This is a genomic window from Nostoc sp. TCL26-01, assembly GCF_013393945.1.
Taxonomy (GTDB): domain Bacteria; phylum Cyanobacteriota; class Cyanobacteriia; order Cyanobacteriales; family Nostocaceae; genus Trichormus.
Window position 1 is genome coordinate 1 of the sequence record NZ_CP040304.1, and the last position, 23,171, is coordinate 23,171.

Consider the following 23,171-nt stretch of genomic DNA (forward strand, 5'->3'; position numbering starts at 1 on the left):
ATGTCTGCATTGAAAGTTGATAATGAAATATTTGAACTACTAAAAAAATCTTACGATGTAAAGTTCAATGGATCACCTAGCGACCTTATAAAGCAATTAAATCATCAATTTAATAATGATACAAAAGGAAAAACTAATTTAATTTCAGATAAAACTATTCGTAATTTTTTCAAGGCATCTATACCACCAATAATTCAGCTAAAAAATTTAAATTATTTATGTATCGTACTATTAGATGTTGAGAGCTATCAAGAAGCTTTAGAAAAATATGCTTCAAAAAATAATCCTGACCTAGAAGAAATTCTCCAATTATATTGGGCATATTTAAATGAAATATGTGGAAAAATGCAAATCCTTGATATGACTCAACCTGTCGATTTTAATAATATTTTTACTAAAGTTAAAGTTTCCAAAAACATTAGAAAACAAAGAAGGTTTGAAGAAATATTAGAAATTCTAAATAATATAGAAAGCAATAATGATTATTTAACACAAAATTTAGATGAGCAAGAATGTATTAACGGTTTAGATGCAGTTAAAATCTATTCTAAATTAATGGTGTTAGGTTTGCCTGGTTCTGGAAAAACAACTCTTTCAAAACATATAGCAATGCATTTTCGTAAAGATGAATCAGGAAGAACATTAGTGCCAATTTACCTAGAATTTAAAAAGATTATACAATATGAAAGTAGCTCAAATTCTTCAATGCTCATTAATGCAATCATTCAAGAATTTACGCAATATATTAATGGTTATGAAAAAATAGTTCAAGGTTTTTTGGAACAAGGGAAATGCATCATTTTGCTAGATGGTTTAGATGAAGTAAGGAAGAAAGATATTAATTTAGTTAGACAGGGTATTGATAGTTTAGTCAAACAATATCCTAAAAACCGCTTTGTGATAACTTGTAGAATAGCTGCTAATGATTACGTATTTTCTGATTTCAGAATAGTTGAAATAGCAGATTTTGGCAAAGAACAAATTAATAGATTTGTCAATAATTGGTTTTTAAACCATAAAAAACCTGAGCAAGCAGAAGTTTTTTTAAACAAGTTAAGCACCAATCCATATTTAGAAGACTTATCTAAAAAACCTTTGCTACTTACTGTATTGTGTATGGTTTTTGAAAAAGGCTTTAATCTTAATAAAGAGAGACTTACACTCTATGATAATGCAGTAGATATTTTATTAGAAAGGTGGGATTCAAGTCGAATGATAGAACGCGACCCAATTCTTAGTGATGAAAAAATAACTAATGAACATAATATAGAACAATCAATAAGACGCGACGAAATTTATAGAGAAAAATTCACAACGAGACGCAAAAAGAATTTGTTGGCAAATATAGCTTATAATGCTTATGCTCAAGACCCTCCACAGCGTTTCTGGGAAAAATGGGAATTAGAACAAGAAATTCGTACATATATTCAGAATTTTTCAGGTATTGATATGGAAAATTTGAATATAGATAGTCAACATATATTGAGAGCAATTGAATCAAATTATGGTCTAATAGTTGAGCAAGCTAGAAACAAGTATGCCTTCTCGCATTTAATTTTTCAAGAGTATTTTTTAGCTCAGTATATATTAGAAAATCGAACTGATGAGCTTTTGAGAGAAATAGTAGGCAAACATTTACTTAACCAACAATGGCGTGAAGTCTTTCTAATTATAGCTGGCCGACTTTCTAATATAGATTTTCTTTTAAAACTCATGTTAGAACGAGCTAAGATATTAGTCAAAAGCGATGCTCTGCAAGAGATGCTAATTTGGCTAAATAGAATAACTACATCATCTGGTGTTCAATCTAGCTCATGGAGGGCTTTCTTCCTAAGTGTTAATTTAACTATTGATATATATCTTGACCATAATAACAAGATTGAGTCTCACTTTGCTCAACAATTAGCAGCCAATTTGAGAAGTCTTAATAAAGAAAGAAGAAAAATAATTCCACGGACTCCTCAATGCCAAATCATACTGTATTTGGCAATTATTATTACACTAGCTTTTGATTTTGCTTCTAATTCTGAATCCAATCTTGGAAAAGCTAATGAATATCTGAGTTATAATCTTGACCTTTCTGAAAATATTGATATTGCAGAGAAACTAAAAATATGTATTAAAATTGCTGAAGAATTACAAATGACAAATCTCAAGAATAAATTAATTAATTTAGAGCAATCTTTACCAGTTACTATTGGCGTAAATTCTGTATCTACATGGATAGAATGGGCTAACAATTTACGAGAAATTTTAACACAAGATTTGGATATAGGCTATGGGAAAAAACTTTCAGAAGAGGATTGTATGAATCTAGAAAATTATTTTTATGTAAATAATTTAGTAGTTGAATGTCTAAGAGGAGATACTTATTCATCTAAGGATTTACGAGAAAAAGAAATTGATAAGCTTTTGTTAATTAGTGAAAATATTTAACCCAAGTTGCTAGTTCGCCAACGGTATCGGTATCTCGGCGGCCACCCTGATACAGCGAGCGCAAAACAGTCTGTTGGGTTGCCAATGCTTGCAGAACTTGAAATTTTACATGACCGCGTTTTGTCTGAACTGAAGTTGGGTAAGCAAACACTTGGGTATAAAACTACTCAGAAAGCTCTCAATACTTTCATTACTAAACTAAACTGAACCGATTAGTTTAGCTCCTTGGGGGGATTCGCCCACGATATCAGAACCACGTAATTTTAGGCTAGATATTCTGAAAAATCTTTGTATAGCTTTCACCCTTTTTAATAGTTCCGCCTGATTTGAATTTGTACATACATACTTATATAGACTCAATATTGCAAGTATAAATTTAGCTCTAGCCAGATTTTATCGCTGTTTTTTTTACAACAAATATTAACCAGATTGCTAAATAATGCACTTAGGTGATAACTTTGACAAAGTATTCAAGTTATCACTAACACGAGCATCATCAAGAATTTTTTCATCACTAAAGCGTATTACTACAGTATCTTTATGATTAACAAGTTGTATTAAAGTTTCCATCGCAGCTAAAATTTGCTCTTCTCCTGCCTCATCAGCCGTTAAAAAAATAATATTCTCAGGCTGGAAAAAATATCTCTCTTTCAAAGTCTCAAATAATTTGTAGATTTGTTGAGAATTTTCAGAATTCTTGTTTTTATCATTGAGTGCTAAAAAAGCCCTCTTGACACCTCCGGGGGAAGATGGAAGACTTTTTCGACCATTCGTGGAATTATCCAACACACCTGACACTGAGCTTAAAACCTCCAAAATGTGATTTGTAGAGCAAATTTGATATACAAAATACACTTAAATAACTAAATTACTTTAAATACAAACTAGACTATATAGTCCAAAAGATGAATATTTCTTTAAAGATACTTCCATCAAAAGGCATAGATAAATCATGGCTGGTATTTGTGACTTTCTATACTAGAATTATACATACCTTAATTTTTAACCCACTTTTTGCACAGTGTTTCAAAATTCTTGGGTTATTGAAAATAAAAGTGCAACAAGGTATCCAGCTTTACCCTTAAATTATCATTTAATAATTGCAGCCCCAGCAAATACCAAAGCTTTGATTATTGTGCAGTCTGGTTTTACCTCTTTGCTACTATAACTCTCATAGATTTTGAGGTTAATTTAAACATATTAGCAGCACTGGGCCTTTTTGGGGTACAGCCGGTATCCCGGCTGTAGGCATCACCGTGGTCGGGTAGCAGGACTATATCGCTATAATCTCGCCCCCTCAGAACCGGACTTGCGCCTTGCAACGCATCCGGCTCAAGCAAGTCATAAACTACAGATGGTTCCAGAATGTATTTGCTGATGGCAGTACAAATGTACGAGTTGTAGGTGGCTGTAATTATCACCACCACCCTGAGATTTTGGCTTTTTATGATGAAGATGTAACTCTTCATCATTTAATAGCGATTCCCCGCAGACAGGACAGACATATTGTTGCTTTTGGGCTATCTTCTGTCTACTTTTGATTAATTCGGATTTAGTTTTAGTTGACTGCCGTTTAATCCAGTAGTCCCTTAATTTGGGGTCATCGGGTGATGATTTACCCTTAACAAGAATGTGCCTTTCAATTTTTGGCACGGTGATGCCCTGTACCCCTATCCGTGGCGATCACAGTATTGAAAACGGCTCATCAATTCCTTAGCGTAACTTTCGGAATCACTGCTCATTTGACCCCGTAACTGTGTACTAAAATTCAGCCTTCTGTATTTGTTTAAAACTGGAGGGAGTAAATAAGTTAAAAGCTATACAGAACAGTAGTTTTCAGCCTCTATTTCCGAATTTGCAGCCATCTCGGCTCCATGCCCATATCACCTTGTGGGCGAATAACTTCAGACACTGAAGGAACTTTAAAATTACCGCCTATTACCGTCTATTGCCGCATATTACCGCTTAATTGTATACTTCTTACATGAATATCGGTATCTGTGAGAAGGAGTCAACTGATCATGAATCAAACTACTGTAAATAAAAATTTGGCTCAAAATGCCTGTAAACACAAGGCTGGCGATAAATGGAAAGACGGTTGTTGTGGACAAGATTTATTAGCACAAAAGAGTTGTGGAAATCTTGAGGAGCAAGAAAAAAAAGTATAAACACCAGTAAACCGATTGCACTAACTTAAGCATAAGTGACTAAGCTTTTTAGTCAATGAGCCGAGATCCTAGTAATTTCCTGCAAGATGATCTCAAAACCCTTGTCATATCTAGTTTTGATAATTTGTTACTTCATGCTTTGGAGGGTTATCTAAATTCGTTAGCGTACTTTTTTCCCGTTTTGGCACGATGACCCCTATCTGTACGATTGCTCATTTACCCCTGTCATTCAGAATCGTTCCAGAATCGTTCCAGAATCGTTCGGAAATCGTTTTGAAACCCTTTCAAAATCGTTGCGGAATCGTTGCGGAATTGTTCCGGAATTGTTCGGAAATCGTTTTGAAACCCTTTCAAAATCGTTGCGGAATCGTTGCGGAATTGTTCCGGAATTGTTCGGAAATCGTTTTGAAACCCTTTCAAAATCGTTGCGGAATCGTTGCGGAATTGTTCCGGAATTGTTCGGAAATCGTTTTGAAACCCTTTCAAAATCGTTGCGGAATCGTTGCGGAATTGTTCCGGAATTGTTCGGAAATCGTTTTGAAACCCTTTCAAAATCGTTGCGGAATCGTTGCGGAATTGTTCCGGAATTGTTCGGAAATTATTCGGAAATTATTCGGAAATCGTTTTGAAACCCTTTCAGAATCGTTGCGGAATCGTTCGGAAATCTACTAACTCTGTTTGAAAATACCTTGTTTTATATCTGTCCTTACTTTCAACTTTAAATAATTAAATGTTTCCGAATATGTGCATTAATTTTGATGCCGAGTTACCATAGTTGAGGAGAAACAAGTTAACAGCAAAAAAAATATATAAGAACTAAGAATTCCAAAATATATGCTAGTATCAAATGCAGTTACGTTCATTAAGTTAGTAAAATAAGCGCAAAGCGATATCACTCTTTGCGCCTAAATGCAAATTTTCATATACCAGGTGGTGCTGGTATATAAATTACTGCATGAACGTAATTTATGTTACTTAAACTTCTAGGTAATAACTAACCTAGTAAATTTTAACCTGACAGAAAATCATGATTAACTACAACCATTCTAGCCTATTCAAGCTAAAAAGTAACGTTCAGCAGCCTAATGTTAAAGCACGATTGATTGCATTCGGCTTATTGTTAAACTGTTTGGGAAGTCTGAGTATTGAACTCACAACCCCTGATTTTCATTTCAAGTCGCAACCTGTACAAAATCCTGTGATTGAAGTGGTGAAGAAGCTAATAGCGAATCAATAACAGCTTTATGCATGTTCGCTGTGAAAAGTGACTTTTGAGTGACCAGTGGTTGTAGATCGATGCGGAGAAAATTTTGGGATATCCAGAAATTTGCTAAGTATGACCGACCGAACAACCCAGCTAATAACATTTCACTTTCATCACGTCGTTAGGGGTTTAGCACTGCTAAACCTCTAAGAAAAATTTATGTGTATCATGATTTTTAGCAGATGCTCAATCCTTAGATCATCCCGTTGTGGCAGGTAGTCAATAGACTTGTGTTTTTGTAGTCCTGGGAAGGTGTAGGCAGTCCCCAAAGATGTGCCGCTAAATTTTTGGTCATTCCAAGAATATGAGATGCCTTTTTAATCTGACGAGAGTAATAAAAGAGCGTTAAATATCACTCCATGTTTAGGTCAAATCCAAGTATTTAGGAGTTTTTAGACGATGCTAAATTTTTGAACTGTGTATACATCGGATCGAAAAGCAATTTAACCGTTCCCGTGGGGCCATTACGGTACTTCAAAATAATGACTTCTGCAATACCTCTATCTAGGGAATCGGGACTGTAATACTCATCCCTGTAAAGTCCTAATACTATGTCAGCGTCCTCCTCAATTCGCCCTGACTCACGCACATCAGAAAGAAGTGGACGTTTATTATTTCTTCCTTCAACTCCCCGGTTTAGCTGAGAAAGCAAAATTATTGGTAACTTACACTCTCGTGCTAACAACTTTAGTTGTCTAGTAATTTCCCCAATTTTCTGTACCAAGAAGGCATCACTGCCATCAGCCATCAATTGCAGATAATCAATAACAACCAATTTTAGCTGCCCATGTTTAGCGATGGCTTTCCGTACTTTGGAGCGAATTTCTGTAACACTCGGACAAGATTGGTCATCAATCAACAGAGGTATTTCAGCAAGGTCTTTCACTGCGCCTGCCAATACTTCCCATTGACTTTCTGAGAGACTACCCGACCTCAAACGTTTTATTTCAATCTTTGTTTCAGATACCAAGAATCTTTTATTGATATCTTCCTTAGACATTTCCAAACTAAAAATCATAGTTGGAGATTGATAGGTACGGGAGATATTTAATGCTATTTGATGGCAGAAGCTAGATTTACCCATTGATGGCCGCCCACCAACAACAATTAAATCTCCAGGCTGAAAGCCACCACCGAGCATAGCATCCAAATCATAAAATCCAGTTGGGACACCTGGGAGTTCACCTGTTTCTGCTATTTTCTGGATTTCCGAAAATACTCGAACACTAATATCGCCAAGTATTTCTGGTTCATTATCAAGTTGACTTTGGTGGCGAATAGAAAATATTTTCTGCTCTGCTACATCCAACCTTTCCACTAAAGGCTTTGATTGCTCAAAACCTAATTTCAGAATTTCATTGCCAGTAGATATTAGTTTTCTGCTTAGGTATTTATCCATCACCATCTCTGCCAAAGCATCGATGTTGACTGCTGATACTGTGCGGTCTACTAGCGTTGCCAATTTATTCCTACCCCCAACTCTTACTAGCAAGTCGTTGTCAGTCAGCCAACTTGTGACAGATAGCAAATCTGTAGGCTTGTTTTGGTTGTAGAGCCATAGTGTTGCCTGATAGATATCTTTATGAGCATTAATGTAAAATGCCTCTGGAGACAGAATATCCACTACCCTTTCCATAGCTTCCGGGTCTAACAATATACCACCCAAGATTGCTTCTTCTGCCTCAATATTTTGTGGAGGTAGCCTGTCATTAGTTCCAGTAAAATTTAAACTGTCTGACATCTCAATACCTCTCGCATTTGTTGGATGATTTCTGTATTTAGGTTGGGAATACGTTTTTTACCTAGTGGAGTAAGAGCGAATTCTATCCAATGTTGATACCAAGAACAAAGTTTAATAAATTCGTCTCTGCTTAAATCTATAAATTTTTTTAGCAATGCCATGTGTTCTGTTTCCGGCATCCGACGAAATTCCGGTACAACTTCCAGGCTCATGCTTGGACTGGTATAATCATTAGCCTTTCGTTGCTTATCCTTGTGCCATTGCTCAAACAGTAAACTCGCTTCCTCCAAATGACGATTTGCCCAGGCCAAGGCATAAGAGAGCGATTCTATTTGTCCACAACGTTTGTCTCTTACAAGTAAACTGGCCTTAAATTCCAAAAATTCTCGCTTTTCTTCTTCTGTACCGGGGCATACCCATCCCTGTTTTTCAGATTTTTTTGAAATTTTGTTCAGTGAGGCGGCGGAATTTGGGTCTAAATTAGGATTCTTTATTAGTGATGAAATATCTTCTTTTGATTTTTCAACAGGGAGTTGAGATTGAGTAATTACTTCTTGTGGCTGCTCCTCAAATTTCAATTTATTTTCTACACACACACTTTCTTGAATAGGAAGCTGTGTGGCACTAGCCGGGGCGCTATCTGTGTGTATATTTGAATAAATCTGTTCTATATATGAGGCGTTGCAGGATGCTGTCTGAGAGAGGGTTTTAGCGTTTTCTTGTGCAACATCTTGCAGGGGTTGTGCAACATCTTGCAGAGATTGTGCAACATCTTGCAGGGGTTGTGCAAGATGTTGCACAGGTTCTACTGTATTTGGTTTTTGGGTCTTGAGAGAATCACTTGAATGAATATTAGCTTTTTCCGTAATTTCTCCACCCCAACAAACCACTATGGTGCTCCCATCACTGCACCAATCAATCAATTTTTTATCTTTCAGTTTTGATAGCACCCAGTAGAAAGTGCGTTTCGGTATTTCCCACTCAGCACAAAAGTATTTAATGTTGAAACGCCATTGCCAACCTGCTGCACGTTTAGCTTTGATGATGTAATATACGTAAGCTTCTGCGTTTAAAACTTTTGCTTTGTAATCACGCTTCAGTTCCTCTGGAGTAGACTGAAGGAATTGTTTTTTAGTCTGAGTTTGACTTGGGAGTGCAGACGCTACCATACTGCACCTCCAAAAGCTAGAGTTAACCTGAAATTTAATATCATTTTTAATCTCCTAATGGTGGTTAATGCTGCCACCCAGTGGAGAAAGAGCTAGATTTACCGAGCTATATCAAGATTTACGGTTAGTTTGGATTTTTCCTGAAATCTATATTATTAAATTTATTCCGAGTTTTTTAGTAATGCGGAATTCTTGGAATATCCGCAAAATTCGGATATCATAAAATAAGTACTAGCCCCAAAAAGGCGATAGTACAATAGTTTCGGTTGAAAAACCTAACTAACCATCGTCAGTAAAAAGCAGCCCTTCTTCAATTGGGTAAAACGTGTGAATGGGTGGTGTTACATCCAACTCACGATGCAAAAGAGCAATAAATCAAAATCAAGAATTTTGAGCCATAAACCTGTGAGCTTCCCACTCATGGGTTTTTTGGTATGATAATTTTATTTTTCCGGCTCAAGAGAATTCAGTATTACCTCTAAATAAACTTTTCTTTGCCACTCCGTAATATGATAATGGCACTTAGCTATTGAATTAGTTTTTCTGGATCATGGTTTGAGTCGCCTCTATCTCTAGTTTTAGATATCACGTCTCTACTATAGTGGATCTTTGTGGATTTTCACAACTTTTGTAGATTTTGCAAGTTTGTTACAATCACATTTGTTAACATTGCTCCCGGTAATATGGATATAAGCTAGGACAACAGAACCATGAGACGTGTAGAGCGTTTGGCTAAGATAGAAAAATCAAGATTATTTAGTCAGAAAGAAGCTATTCAGTTATCTGGCTTTACTAGAGCGCAGTTGCTCAAGTGGGAAGAAGCCGAGATAGTAAAGCCTCATAGAGAGTTTGCTATTCTTTATGATTGGAATCAATTAATCTTTTTAAGAGTTTTATATCACCTACGTCAAAACTGGACATTTAAACAGATTGAAACTGGACTGAAAAATTGCTATTCCAGCGTTGATGAGATTATTCAAGATATTCATAAACATCTTTTTATAGCTTTGGGCATAAGAGGTAATGAAATTGCTCTTGCTGCACCTATTGAACTAACTACAACGTTGGCTTCGCGGTTAAATAATGATTTTTTAATGCATAAAATGAAGCACATTTTTTCTGTTGAAGATTTTCAAGAATATATTTTAAATATTGATGAGAATCATCCTATTGGTAAATTAAGTAAGGTGAAGGCATTCAACTGCATAGCTATCCCTCAAATAATCCTAGAGTTAAAAGTATTAGGAGAACAATTACAGATTGAAAACTTTGATTTAAAGGTAGGGTAATCCTTATGTGAGATAGATTTCATATCTTTTTATAAGTAAGAACGCTAAAAATATATAAGATTTACTCAAAATTGCATTTACAGATATATTTCACTCCCCATAAGTCATGCTGTGTAAGTGTCTCCACAGTTAAGTGGCAGATACACTTCACACTATGACTCCCTGATGCGACAGCTAACTTAGAAATTAGGCTGGTATCGCGTACCTCAAACAATGATTGCTTTGTCAGCAGCGATCAGCGACAGCAAGTTAGGGTTCAGCAGAGTATGACAGTTAAATTTCAAAATTATTCAAAACTTACCCCCAAATCAATTTGTAATGTAGCTTCTATTTTGCGGATGATGTCCTCTGTTACTGCGGCTCGTAAATCCTCATTTTCAATTTGATGCCAGTAGGAGCGTGATATCCCCGCTTCCTTACATATTTGTATAAGAGAGCGAGTGTCATTTTCCCTAGCCTTTTTAATCCGTTTCCCTAATTCGGGAAATTCCTTAGTTACTGTAATTGTTCTTTTAACTAACACGCCTTTGGCACATTGTTATTGACCAAGGCTCATTTTATTGTATTTCTTCTGTAAACAGTTGACAACTGTCTACAGAAAGTGTACAGTTCTATCGAATGTAATTCATCTTGGCTTTATGCCTATGCAGCAATCTAGTCAAGCTACAGACTATTACAGGAAAGCATTTGAACTCATTTCTGGCAACCTAGCGAACCGACGCTGGAGGCAGATAAGGAACGAATTAGAACGCAGTGGAGTAGTCGTAAATCTGAAATCAGTGCAATTTTATGCGCGTCTCAAAGTCAGCTATCCCCGAACTGTACTCACAAAATCATCACTAAAAACTCTTGAACGATTCCAACTTAAGTACCAGGATAAACAGGAATTTTTGGGTCAAGAACTGCTAAATATCTTGCGGCAAATTAAACCAAAAGTAACTGACAGAATGCTGGTAAATGGTTTCTACAAAGCACGTTTACCATTCGGACGACAGAAAGTTTACAGCTTTGAAGAAGCATCAAAAGTCGTTTTTTTTACAGCGATTAGCCGAAATAAATCATGAAAAACAAGTCCCTAAAAAACAAAGTAGACTCAATTCGCCGGACTTTAAAATCTCAAGGATTGGCAGTAAGTAGCGCAGTTATTGAGTCAAAAATTTTGGACATCTTCCCCAACTTTGAGGAAGACTGGTCTAGTGATGCTCGAAGTGAAGTCCTCCAGGCGCTAATCACTAAGTTGCAACCAACAGAACTAATAACTGTAAGCAGCGTAGAAACTGATTTACCCGTTGCCAGTGATGATGAACATGAGAGTGCAATTGAGGAAGATAAAGTAAACATCCATCCGATTACAGTTCAAGAGAAATCGGAACTGGTCGCAACAACAGCCCAAAGTATGGGGCTTGTTCTCAATGCACAAGAGATTGATTCAGTTGCCGACAGTGTTGACAGCACAACTGATAATTTTGAATCCATGTTGAGCGAAGTTAAAACCGCACTGCTCGGATTTGTGAGATACAAGGCAGAGTCAAACAACAAAAAAATTACTCAAACAATGGATGAAGTTGTTGACTACGCAGAGACTAAATTTAGAGAAAATTCCCAACATCTATCGGAACGACTGCAAGACTTAAAAAGCCGAATATCCGCAACCGACACTCGCAATAAAAGCCAGATTATCAGCATCCTTAACCGACTTCGATTACCAGCGTGTAAAACGGGATGATGTCTTTGTAATCCAGGTCAACCCCCGCAAAGTTACATCCCTAATTTTGATAATTCTAGCCCTACTTTTTAGCCTAGCTGCTTTTGATGATTGGAGGTTCAGTCAGGGCAGACCGCAGCCAAAATTGTACAGAGATTTTACTAACCCAATCAATGAGGAATATTTTTTATGGTGAAAGACTCCAAACCGAAATCGACCCTAAAAATCAAAAATCATGTTACTCCCAAAGCTAAAAGATTAAATCAGGTACTCAAAAATAAATTTGGTGTGAGTCTTGATGATTTTACGAACGCGATGATGGGTGATGTGGACTCTGCTCAAAAAATCGGGGAGATGGCAAGGCAGGGTAGGTTGTCGGCTGAACTAGCTCCGAAAATTGCACAGGCTTACCAAGAAATCATTAATGGTTCTACTGCCTACAATAAAGCCATCTCCGAAGTGTTGGTGAATGCTGGGAAATCAGCCATTCAAATTGATAAAGCAGTAATGAATGCAACCCTGGCTAATACTGAATACGCGCATCGTAGAAGAGAACTGGCTAGTGAGTTTGTCAATGCACGTAATACCGAAAATCAACGCCACAATTATCAAATGAATTACCAGCAAATTAAAGGATATATCGATGTATATCTGGCTGGCGTTGACCAAAGAGCTACCCTTCTAGACCAATCTCACCGACCAGAAGTAAAACAACTTGCCGCTAACGAAGCTTACGAAACCAAGGTGATAAACGAAGCCCTAAATCGTGGTGACCATGCCAACTTTGATTTAATTCCTCAAAAAAATTACCAACCAGCCAACTTTAAAGAAGTCTTATTAGATAGATTCACCGCCCTAAAATCAGCCCTGGGTTTTTGAAGATGAAGGTCTAATCTATGCAACCCTCTGACCTAGACCAACTCTTAGAAGATGAAGAACTACGCGGTGGAATTAATCAAGATACCGCACGATACTTGTCCTATATCGAGCAGAAACTTTATGCGGATATCCAGATGAGGAGGCGTTTTGACAGTGGCTTATTATTTTTGACTTGCCAGATTGGCTCTGCGTCGCTGGCTTGGCTATTATTCAGCTTGCAGTTGACGCTCATCATCATTCAGGTTGCTAGTGTATCGTTAGCATTGCTCCCTGGTTTAATTGATTTTTCTGACACTTTTTCTTTTGAACTTTCGAGTGAAAGATGGGAAATCCGCGCCCAGAATAAGCCACTAGCAAGTGTAGTTAAGCTGGGGATCGGCGGGGCTGTGGGTTGGACTTCTACCAAGACAATTTCTCAGGAGGTATTTAAAACTCATGAAGCTATTAAAGCTACCTATTCTGAGATTAGAGCTTCTGAAAAAGTAAGCGGGTTTCATCTGCCAACAATGGCGGTTACGTTGGTGGCTGCTCTGGCATTATTCATATTGATTCTTCTGCTTAAGCTGAACACCAATAGTGGGATTGCCCCAGTCAATCCGAAGAACGTAGATGTACAGAAAGAATAATTTATTGGTTGGATTGTGGAGTATATTTGCGGCTATTTTTGCGGTTAACGCATTCATTATGGATGCTGTTGCAACTGCTCATAATCTTGCATGGTTACTTGACTGGGCTAAATCAGTGAATTTAGATAGGTTCGTGACTGAACTTTTAAATACCGCTCAAAACGGGATAGAAGCTTTTGGATTCCTGATTATTTTTTTTATTTTGATATGTTTCGTTTGGAGATAGTCAATGCAAGAAATTTTAGATTTCGATACTAAACTAAAATCCGAACGCAAGGTATCTACATTTTTGGTGGGTGCGTTTACTGTTATGGGATTGGGGTTAACAGTTCCATTGTGGAACGATTCCATTAAGTGGACAGAAACATTATTCTGCTTTCAACATAACAGTGAGGAACCCTGCGAAGCGCAAAATATTAGAAGAGGCATTAGCTGGATTGTCGAACAAGAACGGCGCAATTTTATTTTTGATTCGCGGATAACTTTTCTTCGGGTGATGCCCCCTGAAGATGGCTCGGCTACAGGCTACGGGGCATTGGGAACTGCTGCATTGTTGACTGCCTATGGTATCTCGAAATCTCTGACCGACAGACAAGAGAAAGCTATTCATTCGCAGTTATCTTTACTCAAAGTTAAGGCACTTGAGAATGACCTGTTAGTTGAGAAGCATCTCGATGTAACTGAATTTTCCAAATCCAAACAAGCCGATATCACTAAAGCAGCGCTCGCCCGTGAGACGACAGAAGTTTTAGAGGCGATGAAGCCCCCTGGTGAACAAGCGCTTGATGAAATCAACGGACGCTTACAAGGTGAACTTGCTCTCAAACAACATGAGCTTACCTTGTCCGAAATCGAAAAACACATCACTGACAACAAACTAGCAGCAGCCGAAGCAACGAAGAAACTAGAAAAAATTTCTTCGTCGGCTATTGATAGTAAAGGTACTACTCAAGCAACGAGCGACGAGAAATTGAAAACTAGTTTGATAGATGCCCTTAAATCTCATGAGGGCAGCTGGCTGTGGAAAGTAATTACAGCAGCAAAACCGTTATGGATAATCGGGGAGCAAGGCACAGGTAAAACTAATACATCGGTTGCCATTGGTTTGATTCGCAAATACTGTTTGGGTATTCCAGTGTTCAGAATTGCTGACCGACATTTAAATGGAGCTAATAGTAAAGTTTGGGCATTGCTAGCAGCTCAAAATAAAGCTGACAATGACTCAGGTATTATCGAAGTTCTGCAAGATACCTATGAGCGTAGGCTGGAAAGAATTAGTCTAGATTTAGATGAAAAACAAGCTGAACAATTCTTGTTAGATGAGTTCACCCACCTGAAAGATATCGATGAGGAGACTGTAAAACGGTTTATCAAATCTACATTCTCCGATACCCGCAAAGCTAAAGAACGGTTCATCGGTGTTACTCATTTGGGGACTAACGAGGCATTCGGAGACGGCACATCTGCAATGAGAAAAGCTGGCAGTTTTTTGATGGAAAAATTTACTGCCGATGGTGAAAAGCCACTGTCTAGGGTAGTCATCAAACATGGGCTAGTGGATACGCAGGGCAACAAACTAGAAGATGTTGAATATACTCTGCCAAGCTGGTTTGAAGCATTTAGAATCCATCAACACTTTAATGGCAAGCCGATTGATTTTGAGTGATTTTATTGAACAGCCAGATGTTAAAGCTAGATTTAAAATCGTATGTCAGCCAAAGTTAAAGATATTCAGCCAAATTTCCAAGTCAAAGGGCAGCGATTTAGCGTTGATGAATTAGTTAGGTTTATCAACGAAATCGTTGAGGCGGAATTAGGAGAGTGGGTAGCGTCAGGCGTAATTCAACTCAAATAATTTAGGTCAATACTGTCTGCTGTCTGGAGGTATATTCAACCCGTTTTCATACCTTCTTCCCAGAAATAGACAGCACAGACATTATGGACAGTCATCGGCTGGAATGCTGACACAGCAAAAGACAGCGCGGACAGTAAGTTTCAGATATGTGAGCCGATGTTTAGACATTCGCTGCCAAATATCTGTCTTGTTTTTTTGTAGTAATTCAAAATGTTGGTGTAAATATGTCAGAAATTCAATCTCAGATAGAAGTGAGAGACGACTGCATTATTATCCGTAATTTAGAGATTCGTTTGTACGATGCGGTGGATTACCTCAACTCAATTCCTGTATATGAATATGAGCAGGCTTGCATTAACGCATTCGAGATTGGTTTCTTTTGCATACAGCGTGTTCAAAATAGAAACGATACAGAATTCGTCAAACGGGAGTTTGAGTATTTACTGGCGGAATTGTATAAGGCAGTTGCCATTATTCCACAAGCATTGGAGAGAAGGTTAGTCAGCCAAATCGGTACAGAGAATGGGCAGATTTTAGCTCCCATGCAATCCCAAATTAATTTGACTAGAGCCGTTATTAGTGAACAATTAGAAGAAGTAAAAAAATTGTTTCAGCAGGAGATGGATATCTCAAAAGATTCCTCAACTCTTGGTGTCGCCATGAGGAAGATTCAGGAGTTGTTGGATTCTAACTGACTCAATACCAGGGATATTTATAGAATCCCTCAAAAACGTAACTTTAGAAAATGGGATTTTAGCTAAATCTGTAAAATCTGTCGTCGCGGATGCAGTAAAACCTCTAGCCCAGGAAGTTGAGAAACTTGCACTACAGATTCGGGAAAAAGAATTAATCCAGTCTGTACTTGAACAAACAATCGCCAAAGGCGCGACTTACGAAGAAGCTATTGTAGTTGAATTACAGCAGTGGTCAAAATTATCTAGTGCAGAAATTTCTCATGTCGGTAAGGACAAAGAACCGGGCGATATCCTGATTAAATTTACTGCTAACTCAATCGCATCTTGTGACCTATCAATTGTGATTGAGGCTAGAAATCGAGACTCGGTCAGTTGGGGTCGAAAAAGAATTGCTGACCAACTCAACAAGGCAATGGTAAAACGCAAAGCATCTGCGGCAATATTCCTCAGCCGTAGTCGGGAAGGTTTAGCGCAGGAGATTGGTTACTGGGGACAAGGAAGTTGTGATCAAGGGCAGTGGGTAGCAACCACACATGAAATGCTTAGTGTTGCCATCCAGTTTTTAATTATCAATCAACAATTAGCTGCTCAAAAAACTTTTAATGCCGAATTTGACTATGCGTTCCTAGAATCTCAATTGCGACGCATTCAAGTGTCTCTGGATTACCTTTCGCAATTCAATGCTCATCTAACTTCTATTGAAGAAAACTGCGGAGGGATTAGGGCTAAAAGTAAGGCGATGCGAGATGAAATTCACAGTGCTTTAAATTCAATTATGGATTCCATTAGCAGAACGCAGGCATCTCGTTAGTTTTTGTATGATTGCTACTAGAGCTATGTGTGCATCACAATTGATGCACCTATCCATCAAAATCTCTTAAGTTAAATAACGACAATGTAAGAAACCGTAAAAAACTTGCTGCTGAAATTGGCATGACACCATTCCCGTCGCCGGGAATAATGCTGCCTATCACTCAACCAAGACTATGCTTCACCACAAAGACGGGACTCTCCTGAGTGAGCTTAGGGCAAAACAACAATATCCAGACTCATACAGCATTATTACTTAGTCAAATCGTTAGCGCTTACACTTTCATCTAATTTAATTTCTCTTCATCGCGCGGGGTAACTGTCAATCATCTGACAATTACTCTCCAAACCCCACATCCTACTGCGTTACAACATAGTGCGACAATATATGTTTTCGCACTATTTAGAGTAAAAATCACTCTTCTTCAACTAAGATATAGCTTGAGTATTCCACTTCCCAATCTCTGCTGCGCTATGACATCGATCCATCCCGAAAACCTTAGCGTTCTCGAAAACTCACTTGCCTTAGCGATCGGTGAAGACTTTTCCCTAGAAAATGACCCTGATGTAATTCAGCAGCTGATTGGGGATAAGCGATCTCTGAATACCAAGCGCGAATACCAGAAAGACTTGAAAGATTTCTTCTTATTTGTCGCCAAAAAAGAACCCAGCCGGGATTTAGTGTTGGAGTTTCTGCACCTGGAACAGCGTCACGCCGTTGCTGTGGTTTTGAAGTACAAGGCGCACCTCATCAAGAAAAAACTGGCTGAAGCTACAGTAAATCGTCGCCTTAGTGCTATCAAGTCGATGGTGGAAATGGGGCGACGGTTGGGGGTCTGCAATTTCTCTTTAGATGATGTCAAAGGTGAAAGGGTCGAAACCTACCGGGACACTACGGGCATTCCCGCTTCTGATTATGCTAAAGTCATTGCCCTGGTTGACCAGAACACTTTAAAAGGCAAGCGCGATTATGCCATTCTGCGGTTACTTTGGGATAATGGCTTGCGCCGCAATGAGATAGTCAACTTAAATGTGAGTGATTTTAACCCGAAGGATAAAACGCTTTTAATTTTGGGTAAAGGCAAGGGTAGCCAGAAGGATGTTCTTGACCTATCGGATAAAACGGCAACGGCGCTCTCCAGTTGGATTAAGGCAAGTAAGAAAAAACGGGGTAATGACCCGCTTTTTACGGTGCTGGCTTATCACAAGAATGGAGCGAGATTAACTGGGGAAGCAATCAGGCGATTGGTGGATGGACTATGTAAGCTTGCGGGAATTACTAAGAAGATGTCACCCCATCGCATCCGCCACAGTGCGATTACTACAGTTTTGGATCTGAACAATGGCAACTACCGTGCTACACAGCGATTCAGCAGACACGCCCAAGTGCAGACGGTATTGAAATATGATGATAATCGCCAGCGTTTACAAAAGCAGATGAGTGATTCGATATCAGAATTGATCTAGAATTGATTAAATAGTTATGCCACAGGTAGAAAAGTTAAAAATTTTTCTTGCTTCTCCTGGTGATGTCAGTACGGAAAGAAATCACGTTGTTAAAGTTGTCGAGGAGATAAATCGTACTGTTGCTCCCGATAAAGGTGTTGTATTAGAGGTGATTCGCTCCGAGAATGCTTATCCTGGATATGGTAAAGACGGTCAAGCCATTATCAACGAGCAGATAGGCAAAATGTCCGATTACGTATTGTTTATTGGGATTATGTGGAATCGTGTTGGAACTCCAACAAAGCGTGATCTATCCGGAACAATTGAAGAATTTAAACGAGCTAAGAGAACTTTTAATAGAATTGGTCAACCCGAAATATGGTTTTATTTTCGGTCAATGACTGAAGGGTTAAAAACCAAAGCTGAATTAGAACAGCAAGGAAAAGTTAAGCGATTTAAAAATAGTTATAGTAAAAATGGATGGGGATTATTTCGTGAGTACAAAAACCCTTCTGAGTTCCGCAATAAATTACGCGAACATATTACTTTATGGCTAAATAAGCGTAAAAAACAAAGATTAAACAAGAGTAGTAATAGTTCAAAAACGAGTACAAAGTCATCATCAAAAGAGAAAGTATCTGCAAGTAAATTTAAGACTTGTGATGACCATAAACAACTAGATATAAGCATAAGCTCCAATTTGACACCCAAAAGGCGAAGTTCTACTCTTAAAGATAATAAAATTACTGCTAAATCAAACCCTAAAACAAGTAAAAGTATAAGTACTTCTGGAGCTTGGGTTTTACTTCATGACTATTTATTTAAAACCCAATTAGTTGAAATGAGTGCTAATAAAAACCTTGTTCTTAATATCCCAATTTTAAGCGCAGAACAGGAGGTTAATTTACGCAAACTACAATCAATTAGTCATTCTCACAACAGAAGAGAAATTATCTATGTTTACCAAAATGATGCATTTATGGTGCAGGTGGAAAGTGTTGAGACTAAATCTATAAAAGGTAAAACTTCTTATATAGTTACGCTGAAGCCAACACCACAGTCGTATAGTTACAATATTGTTAATTATTATGGCTATACTTCCGAGCAAATTGCTGAATTACGGATTCGCTTTTTCTTATTAAACGAAATTCCGAAAAGTGCAGATAGAGCTTATCAATCAACATTGAACTATATTACACAAGGAAACGAATACTCCGTAAAATCAAAAGGCCATATTATTACTGATGTATGGAAAAAATGGATTACAGAACCACAGATGTTTTTAATAAATGCACGTTTAGCGGCAGTAGGTTTTTTAAAAATTAATAATATAGTTGAGCATATATTAGAATTAAAAATTTCTTTGATTAGTAAAAATGTTGTATCAGTAAACTTTCGCGGACAAATACAACAATTTAACTCTCATAAAGAAATGAGTGTAATACAAGTAAAAGGTAAATGTGTTTTAGATTCATCAAGTGAAAGTGCGCTTTAAATAAGAGCATAATAAATTGAGTTTAACTATCAATATTTTAAAAACAGGCTGATATTAAAAATTCTTCTAACTCATATAAGTCTACAGAGTCTAAATCTCTTGGGTATACCATTACTGTTAGTTTTTTTGTAATAAACTTTTCTTTAGATGCAACGATAAACGAAGTAATAATTAGTTTTGCTAGTGCCATTCTTGGTAAGCCAGTGCGTGCCAAGTCAGAACCAATGATTGGAATCGCTACATTGATACTATGACCTTTAAGGCGAACTTCTTGCCAAAGGTTGTTTAGCGAATGCCAGATATGGTCGGAGCAAGACTCTACAGTTAAATTGTTATTCATGTATCCGTAAGCAGTTAAAAAGTAACGCTTATCATGCGTACCGAGTGTTATGGTTGTGCCAATGGGATACCGCCCATTTTTTCCTCGTGTTTTATTCCGATCTTCTTGACGTAGCTGGTTTAGTGGTTTAAGTGCTGCATCAATATCTGAATCGAGGCGTATGAGGTCGCTTCCATAAACCCGCGTGAGAAACTGTCCTTGAACGCTGGAAGGCTTAATTATTTCTCCCAATTCGGTGTCAAAAACATCATTCACGCCGATGACAAGATGAGCGTCTTCATTAAAAATATCTCCGATTTTGACTTCAATTTCTGAGTCTGGAGAAGATAATTTACTACAAAAGCTCCGGCGAGGAAAGCGCTGGATGACAGCAAGAATCAAGGAGGTAATTGCCAGCCCAATGTAGCCTGTCCAGCCAAAATTCAGTTTGTCTGGTAAAAAGAGCGCAGCTGGTTCGAGCAGCAACCAGAAAATACCAAAGTTGTTAATAGATGAACTAAAAATTCGTTTGAGTCCGACTTTGGTAAGTAATTTGAGGTAAATAATAATTGCCATAAGAATTAAAAAAAAATAAACTTTATGCTAACTAATGAATAAAGTTAAGATATGATTAACTATTTTTTAGCTGATTAACGAGGTCATATAGTTGCCGATAACTAGTTATTCTTCCTCCTTGCTTTGCAACTTGAATTAGCAAGCTTATATATTTTGGAGGAACAGCCCTTCCAAAGTCCCAGCTAATTTCGTTGGCAATACTATCATACTTTTTTGCCGCTTCTATTAAACCAGCTTCTCCATTAAATAAATCTGATATTGCTGCTCCATATTTACCTCGCCGTAATGCTGCGTCTTGAATATATTTAAGGATAAATATATTTGTCTCATTCCGCCATGTAAACGAGCCAAAATAAGGATGAGACTCACCTATTTGTGCTGTCTTTAATGAAATTAAAAACTCAAATAAATCAAACCAATTTAAATATTTATTTTCTTCCTCATTGGGGTACAGTGTATTTTTAACCAATGATAAGAGATGGTCGCTAACAGGAGTAAACCTGCGGTCAAAGCCTGGTTCAATGAACTTGCTGATGCTGTTATAGAAGATATATCTTGGGTCTACTGTAGCAAGTAAGTTCAATTCACGGTCATACTCACGTGAATAAATTTGACGCTCTGCAACTTCTCGTAAAAAATTTATATTGCCTGCACGTAGAGCAGAAATTCCTAATGCATAAAGTAAAAGCAATCCAGGGTAAGCCTTGATATAGCTGACCCATGTATATCCACTTTCTAACTTTCTGCTACTCAGCCGTTCAACCCAATCACCAACAATCTCTAACCAGTTAACTGAGGAATCGTCTCCATATTTTCCTAGTGTCGCCATAGCATACATGGAAGGAGTAGTTACCGTCTCAATTATTTGCACGATTGTCGAAATGCTTTCTGCGGTTACTGATTGATTGAAAAGAGAAGCTAACTCAGGGGAGCTTAGTACCGATTGAATCTTAGCTATTTCCTTTTCCTTAATATCTTCCATATCTTGAACCCCAAACTTGGATTCAAGTAGTTTTTTCATAGAAGCCTGTGCGTCAGCCAAGGTTTCAAACGAAATTTCGACATTCTGAGAAGTTTTAATAGGTTGTGTCGGTAATCCAATTGCTTGTTCGGTGATTTTAGCTTCTTGCTTGGCAGATCGGCGTGCATTGAGTTCCACCGAGCGATTTCTTCCCGGATAATGTCTCGCTCTGCATTAACATCTCTAGGACTAGCGATGAGGACGCAATACAGTTTGGTTTCTACGGGCATATACTTACAAAAAAGGTTTAAATCTATGTTTAGCGCATATATTTGCTTTTGTGATGATAAAACTCACTTTTCCTCACGCAGCCCAATCCCTACACAATAACTCAGCCTGTTGCAGCACTTTCACCGTTGCCTTCTCCTGCTTCTCTGGTGGGTAGCCATATTTCCGCAGCAGACGCTTGACTAGCCTTCGCAGGTTCGCTTTGACACTCTCTTTCACAGTACAGTCATTGGTGACGTTGCTGGCGATTTATGAGGCATTGGATTCACCTTTAGAAATTCGTTTGGCAATTCTACTACCAACTCCTCTAAGACCTTGCTTATACTCTTCTTTTATTTTGTATATTTGTTTTCCTAAAGTTTCTTTATCTATGTCATCATTAAAAACTAAATTTATCGGGTCTTGCAAGTAAGGTTTTATTTTATTGACAAAATCTTTGGGAATTGGAATTTTTAGGTCTGCTTTGATTTGATCTAATATATCTGCTTCTACAATTTTTATTTGCTCACCAACTAAAGTCCCCATTCTAGTTTTAGTTAAAATCTGACTAACTTTATCTAACATACTGACTTCAACAACATACCCATTCACTAAAATTCTGGACTGGACTACACCATATCTTCTTACATATTCCTTGTGTGGTGCTTCCCAAAGGTTAGTATAAGCTTTTCTAGTGTCAAATGCGTAACGTAATATACCACCATATATTTCTATATTTTGTTCTGTGAACTCTATTAGCTTTTCGGAATCAAGCACAAGATGAATAATTTGTAGTCCGGCTAGTTTCTTTTTTGACCACCACTCAGTTGTTATGGCATTTTTATTTATCTGTCTGGGTGGCTCTATACCTAAAACTACTAAGAAATCAGGTAATTTGAGTATTGTTTCTCTTAACAGATTTTCAGCAGGTAAAACCTTTTTTTTCTTGACTGGACTACTATTTAGATGCGGTGTGTACTTGGCTATTAATTTTTTTTCTTCTTCATCTAGATTGATTTCGCTTAACTTCTTGTAGTGTATAGAAAACTTTTTTCTACTTTGTGATGATAGCTGATAAAGCCTATGGTGTGCTTTACCATTCCATCGCTTTTTAAGATTTTTGGCTTTTCCTATATACCAGACTATATTGTTTTCATCTAATACATAATAAATGCCTGAATCTTCTGGTAACAAATGTTTATTTTTAAAATCAACCTTTTCTAAATTTAAAATTGACTCGTCAGCATTCATATATAGTGCCAATTATTATTTAATATTTACTTATAATTTTTTAACTTGTAGAGTAGGTACTTTACTTAGTATAAACAGTAACTTTTTACTTGTCATCTGTAACTTTAATTGCACGGCTATTGATGCTGATTACGAAGAATACTCGCTTTCAATGCTGCAAAGAATCGCTCACGCTCTTAATCAACGGGTAGAGATTCAACTTCTCCCATAGAATAAGTA

22 protein-coding genes and 1 pseudogene are annotated in these 23,171 nt (G+C 37.5%); 13 read left to right on the forward strand and 10 right to left on the reverse strand.

Features of this window, described 5'->3' with window-relative positions:
- Window positions 1-2,436, forward strand: a complete 2,436-nt coding sequence (locus tag FD725_RS31870; RefSeq protein WP_218653204.1) for an NACHT domain-containing NTPase — start codon at window positions 1-3, stop codon at window positions 2,434-2,436.
- A gap of 432 nt (window positions 2,437-2,868) precedes the next feature.
- Here the strand turns inward: FD725_RS31870 and FD725_RS31875 are convergent, their stop codons facing one another.
- Together FD725_RS31875 and FD725_RS31880 are read right to left on the reverse strand one after the other, a co-directional pair.
- Window positions 2,869-3,234 (reverse strand): hypothetical protein, encoded by a 366-nt coding sequence (locus tag FD725_RS31875; RefSeq protein WP_179052173.1) that lies wholly within the window; start codon window positions 3,232-3,234, stop codon window positions 2,869-2,871.
- A gap of 543 nt (window positions 3,235-3,777) precedes the next feature.
- Complete coding sequence (locus FD725_RS31880; RefSeq protein ID WP_306296916.1) at window positions 3,778-4,089, reverse strand: HNH endonuclease; 312 nt, start codon at window positions 4,087-4,089, stop codon at window positions 3,778-3,780.
- Window positions 4,090-4,457: 368 nt separating this feature from the next.
- Between FD725_RS31880 and FD725_RS31885 the strand changes: the two genes are divergently transcribed.
- Window positions 4,458-4,604, forward strand: a complete 147-nt coding sequence (locus tag FD725_RS31885; RefSeq protein ID WP_179052174.1) for a hypothetical protein — start codon at window positions 4,458-4,460, stop codon at window positions 4,602-4,604.
- Between the two features lie 225 nt (window positions 4,605-4,829).
- On the opposite strand, the gene FD725_RS31890 is transcribed toward FD725_RS31885, so the two are convergent.
- The 3 genes from FD725_RS31890 to FD725_RS31905 all read right to left on the reverse strand — a co-directional run bounded on the left by FD725_RS31890 (window position 4,830) and on the right by FD725_RS31905 (window position 8,778).
- Window positions 4,830-5,156, reverse strand: coding sequence for a hypothetical protein (locus FD725_RS31890; RefSeq protein ID WP_179052175.1), 327 nt, complete (start codon window positions 5,154-5,156; stop codon window positions 4,830-4,832).
- A gap of 1,094 nt (window positions 5,157-6,250) precedes the next feature.
- Window positions 6,251-7,609: a replicative DNA helicase gene (gene dnaB / locus FD725_RS31900; protein WP_179052177.1), complete on the reverse strand. Its 1,359-nt coding sequence runs from the start codon at window positions 7,607-7,609 to the stop codon at window positions 6,251-6,253.
- On the reverse strand, window positions 7,594-8,778 hold the full coding sequence (locus FD725_RS31905) for a hypothetical protein (protein ID WP_179052178.1): 1,185 nt from the start codon (window positions 8,776-8,778) through the stop codon (window positions 7,594-7,596). The genes dnaB and FD725_RS31905 overlap by 16 nt, the downstream gene beginning before the upstream one ends.
- 710 nt (window positions 8,779-9,488) lie before the next feature.
- Here FD725_RS31905 and FD725_RS31910 point away from each other — a divergent pair.
- On the forward strand, window positions 9,489-10,067 hold the full coding sequence (locus tag FD725_RS31910; protein ID WP_179052179.1) for a hypothetical protein: 579 nt from the start codon (window positions 9,489-9,491) through the stop codon (window positions 10,065-10,067).
- A 286-nt stretch (window positions 10,068-10,353) separates the two neighbouring features.
- Here the strand turns inward: FD725_RS31910 and FD725_RS31915 are convergent, their stop codons facing one another.
- Window positions 10,354-10,590 carry a helix-turn-helix transcriptional regulator gene (locus tag FD725_RS31915; RefSeq protein ID WP_256872064.1) on the reverse strand — a complete coding sequence of 79 codons (237 nt, stop codon included), beginning with the start codon at window positions 10,588-10,590 and terminating at the stop codon, window positions 10,354-10,356.
- A gap of 115 nt (window positions 10,591-10,705) precedes the next feature.
- On the opposite strand from FD725_RS31915, the gene FD725_RS31920 reads away from it, so the two are divergent.
- The 10 genes from FD725_RS31920 (at window position 10,706) to FD725_RS31965 (ending at window position 19,578) form a co-directional block, all read left to right on the forward strand.
- Complete coding sequence (locus FD725_RS31920) at window positions 10,706-11,131, forward strand: hypothetical protein (protein WP_179052180.1); 426 nt, start codon at window positions 10,706-10,708, stop codon at window positions 11,129-11,131.
- Window positions 11,128-11,793, forward strand: coding sequence for a hypothetical protein (locus FD725_RS31925; RefSeq protein ID WP_179052181.1), 666 nt, complete (start codon window positions 11,128-11,130; stop codon window positions 11,791-11,793). The genes FD725_RS31920 and FD725_RS31925 overlap by 4 nt, the downstream gene beginning before the upstream one ends.
- A gap of 168 nt (window positions 11,794-11,961) precedes the next feature.
- Window positions 11,962-12,651, forward strand: a complete 690-nt coding sequence (locus tag FD725_RS31930) for a hypothetical protein (RefSeq protein WP_179052182.1) — start codon at window positions 11,962-11,964, stop codon at window positions 12,649-12,651.
- A 17-nt stretch (window positions 12,652-12,668) separates the two neighbouring features.
- Window positions 12,669-13,277 (forward strand): hypothetical protein, encoded by a 609-nt coding sequence (locus tag FD725_RS31935; protein ID WP_179052183.1) that lies wholly within the window; start codon window positions 12,669-12,671, stop codon window positions 13,275-13,277.
- 229 nt (window positions 13,278-13,506) lie between these two features.
- The gene (locus tag FD725_RS31940) at window positions 13,507-14,943 is read left to right on the forward strand and encodes an ATP-binding protein (RefSeq protein ID WP_179052184.1); all 1,437 of its coding nucleotides are present in this window, start codon (window positions 13,507-13,509) and stop codon (window positions 14,941-14,943) included.
- Window positions 14,944-14,985: 42 nt separating this feature from the next.
- Window positions 14,986-15,132 (forward strand): hypothetical protein, encoded by a 147-nt coding sequence (locus FD725_RS31945; RefSeq protein WP_179052185.1) that lies wholly within the window; start codon window positions 14,986-14,988, stop codon window positions 15,130-15,132.
- 224 nt (window positions 15,133-15,356) lie between these two features.
- Window positions 15,357-15,827, forward strand: a complete 471-nt coding sequence (locus FD725_RS31950) for a hypothetical protein (RefSeq protein WP_179052186.1) — start codon at window positions 15,357-15,359, stop codon at window positions 15,825-15,827.
- A 340-nt stretch (window positions 15,828-16,167) separates the two neighbouring features.
- Window positions 16,168-16,638 (forward strand): hypothetical protein, encoded by a 471-nt coding sequence (locus FD725_RS31955; protein ID WP_179052187.1) that lies wholly within the window; start codon window positions 16,168-16,170, stop codon window positions 16,636-16,638.
- A gap of 473 nt (window positions 16,639-17,111) precedes the next feature.
- On the forward strand, window positions 17,112-18,104 hold the full coding sequence (locus FD725_RS31960) for a tyrosine-type recombinase/integrase (protein ID WP_179052188.1): 993 nt from the start codon (window positions 17,112-17,114) through the stop codon (window positions 18,102-18,104).
- Between the two features lie 16 nt (window positions 18,105-18,120).
- Complete coding sequence (locus FD725_RS31965; protein ID WP_179052189.1) at window positions 18,121-19,578, forward strand: hypothetical protein; 1,458 nt, start codon at window positions 18,121-18,123, stop codon at window positions 19,576-19,578.
- Between the two features lie 37 nt (window positions 19,579-19,615).
- Here the strand turns inward: FD725_RS31965 and FD725_RS31970 are convergent, their stop codons facing one another.
- From FD725_RS31970 to FD725_RS31985, 4 genes and pseudogenes are all read right to left on the reverse strand, one after another.
- Window positions 19,616-20,473, reverse strand: coding sequence for a macro domain-containing protein (locus FD725_RS31970; protein WP_179052190.1), 858 nt, complete (start codon window positions 20,471-20,473; stop codon window positions 19,616-19,618).
- Window positions 20,474-20,528: 55 nt separating this feature from the next.
- Window positions 20,529-21,632, reverse strand: coding sequence for a hypothetical protein (locus tag FD725_RS31975; protein WP_179052191.1), 1,104 nt, complete (start codon window positions 21,630-21,632; stop codon window positions 20,529-20,531).
- A 165-nt stretch (window positions 21,633-21,797) separates the two neighbouring features.
- A pseudogene (locus tag FD725_RS31980) lies at window positions 21,798-21,971 on the reverse strand (type I restriction enzyme endonuclease domain-containing protein); the annotation flags it as partial.
- The gene (locus FD725_RS31985) at window positions 21,972-22,952 is read right to left on the reverse strand and encodes a GIY-YIG nuclease family protein (protein WP_179052192.1); all 981 of its coding nucleotides are present in this window, start codon (window positions 22,950-22,952) and stop codon (window positions 21,972-21,974) included. It lies immediately after the preceding pseudogene.
- Between the last annotated feature and the right edge of the window lie 219 nt (window positions 22,953-23,171).

Coding starts and splice junctions, on each gene's coding strand:
- FD725_RS31970 (WP_179052190.1), bottom strand. CDS start 20,473: ATGGCAATTATTATTTACCTCAAATTACTTACCAAAGTCGGACTCAAA.
- FD725_RS31925 (WP_179052181.1), top strand. CDS start 11,128: ATGAAAAACAAGTCCCTAAAAAACAAAGTAGACTCAATTCGCCGGACT.
- FD725_RS31930 (WP_179052182.1), top strand. CDS start 11,962: ATGGTGAAAGACTCCAAACCGAAATCGACCCTAAAAATCAAAAATCAT.
- FD725_RS31935 (WP_179052183.1), top strand. CDS start 12,669: ATGCAACCCTCTGACCTAGACCAACTCTTAGAAGATGAAGAACTACGC.
- FD725_RS31920 (WP_179052180.1), top strand. CDS start 10,706: ATGCCTATGCAGCAATCTAGTCAAGCTACAGACTATTACAGGAAAGCA.
- FD725_RS31960 (WP_179052188.1), top strand. CDS start 17,112: ATGACATCGATCCATCCCGAAAACCTTAGCGTTCTCGAAAACTCACTT.
- FD725_RS31950 (WP_179052186.1), top strand. CDS start 15,357: ATGTCAGAAATTCAATCTCAGATAGAAGTGAGAGACGACTGCATTATT.
- dnaB (WP_179052177.1), bottom strand. CDS start 7,609: ATGTCAGACAGTTTAAATTTTACTGGAACTAATGACAGGCTACCTCCA.
- FD725_RS31945 (WP_179052185.1), top strand. CDS start 14,986: ATGTCAGCCAAAGTTAAAGATATTCAGCCAAATTTCCAAGTCAAAGGG.
- FD725_RS31965 (WP_179052189.1), top strand. CDS start 18,121: ATGCCACAGGTAGAAAAGTTAAAAATTTTTCTTGCTTCTCCTGGTGAT.
- FD725_RS31885 (WP_179052174.1), top strand. CDS start 4,458: ATGAATCAAACTACTGTAAATAAAAATTTGGCTCAAAATGCCTGTAAA.
- FD725_RS31905 (WP_179052178.1), bottom strand. CDS start 8,778: ATGGTAGCGTCTGCACTCCCAAGTCAAACTCAGACTAAAAAACAATTC.
- FD725_RS31870 (WP_218653204.1), top strand. CDS start 1: ATGTCTGCATTGAAAGTTGATAATGAAATATTTGAACTACTAAAAAAA.
- FD725_RS31910 (WP_179052179.1), top strand. CDS start 9,489: ATGAGACGTGTAGAGCGTTTGGCTAAGATAGAAAAATCAAGATTATTT.
- FD725_RS31940 (WP_179052184.1), top strand. CDS start 13,507: ATGCAAGAAATTTTAGATTTCGATACTAAACTAAAATCCGAACGCAAG.
- FD725_RS31985 (WP_179052192.1), bottom strand. CDS start 22,952: ATGAATGCTGACGAGTCAATTTTAAATTTAGAAAAGGTTGATTTTAAA.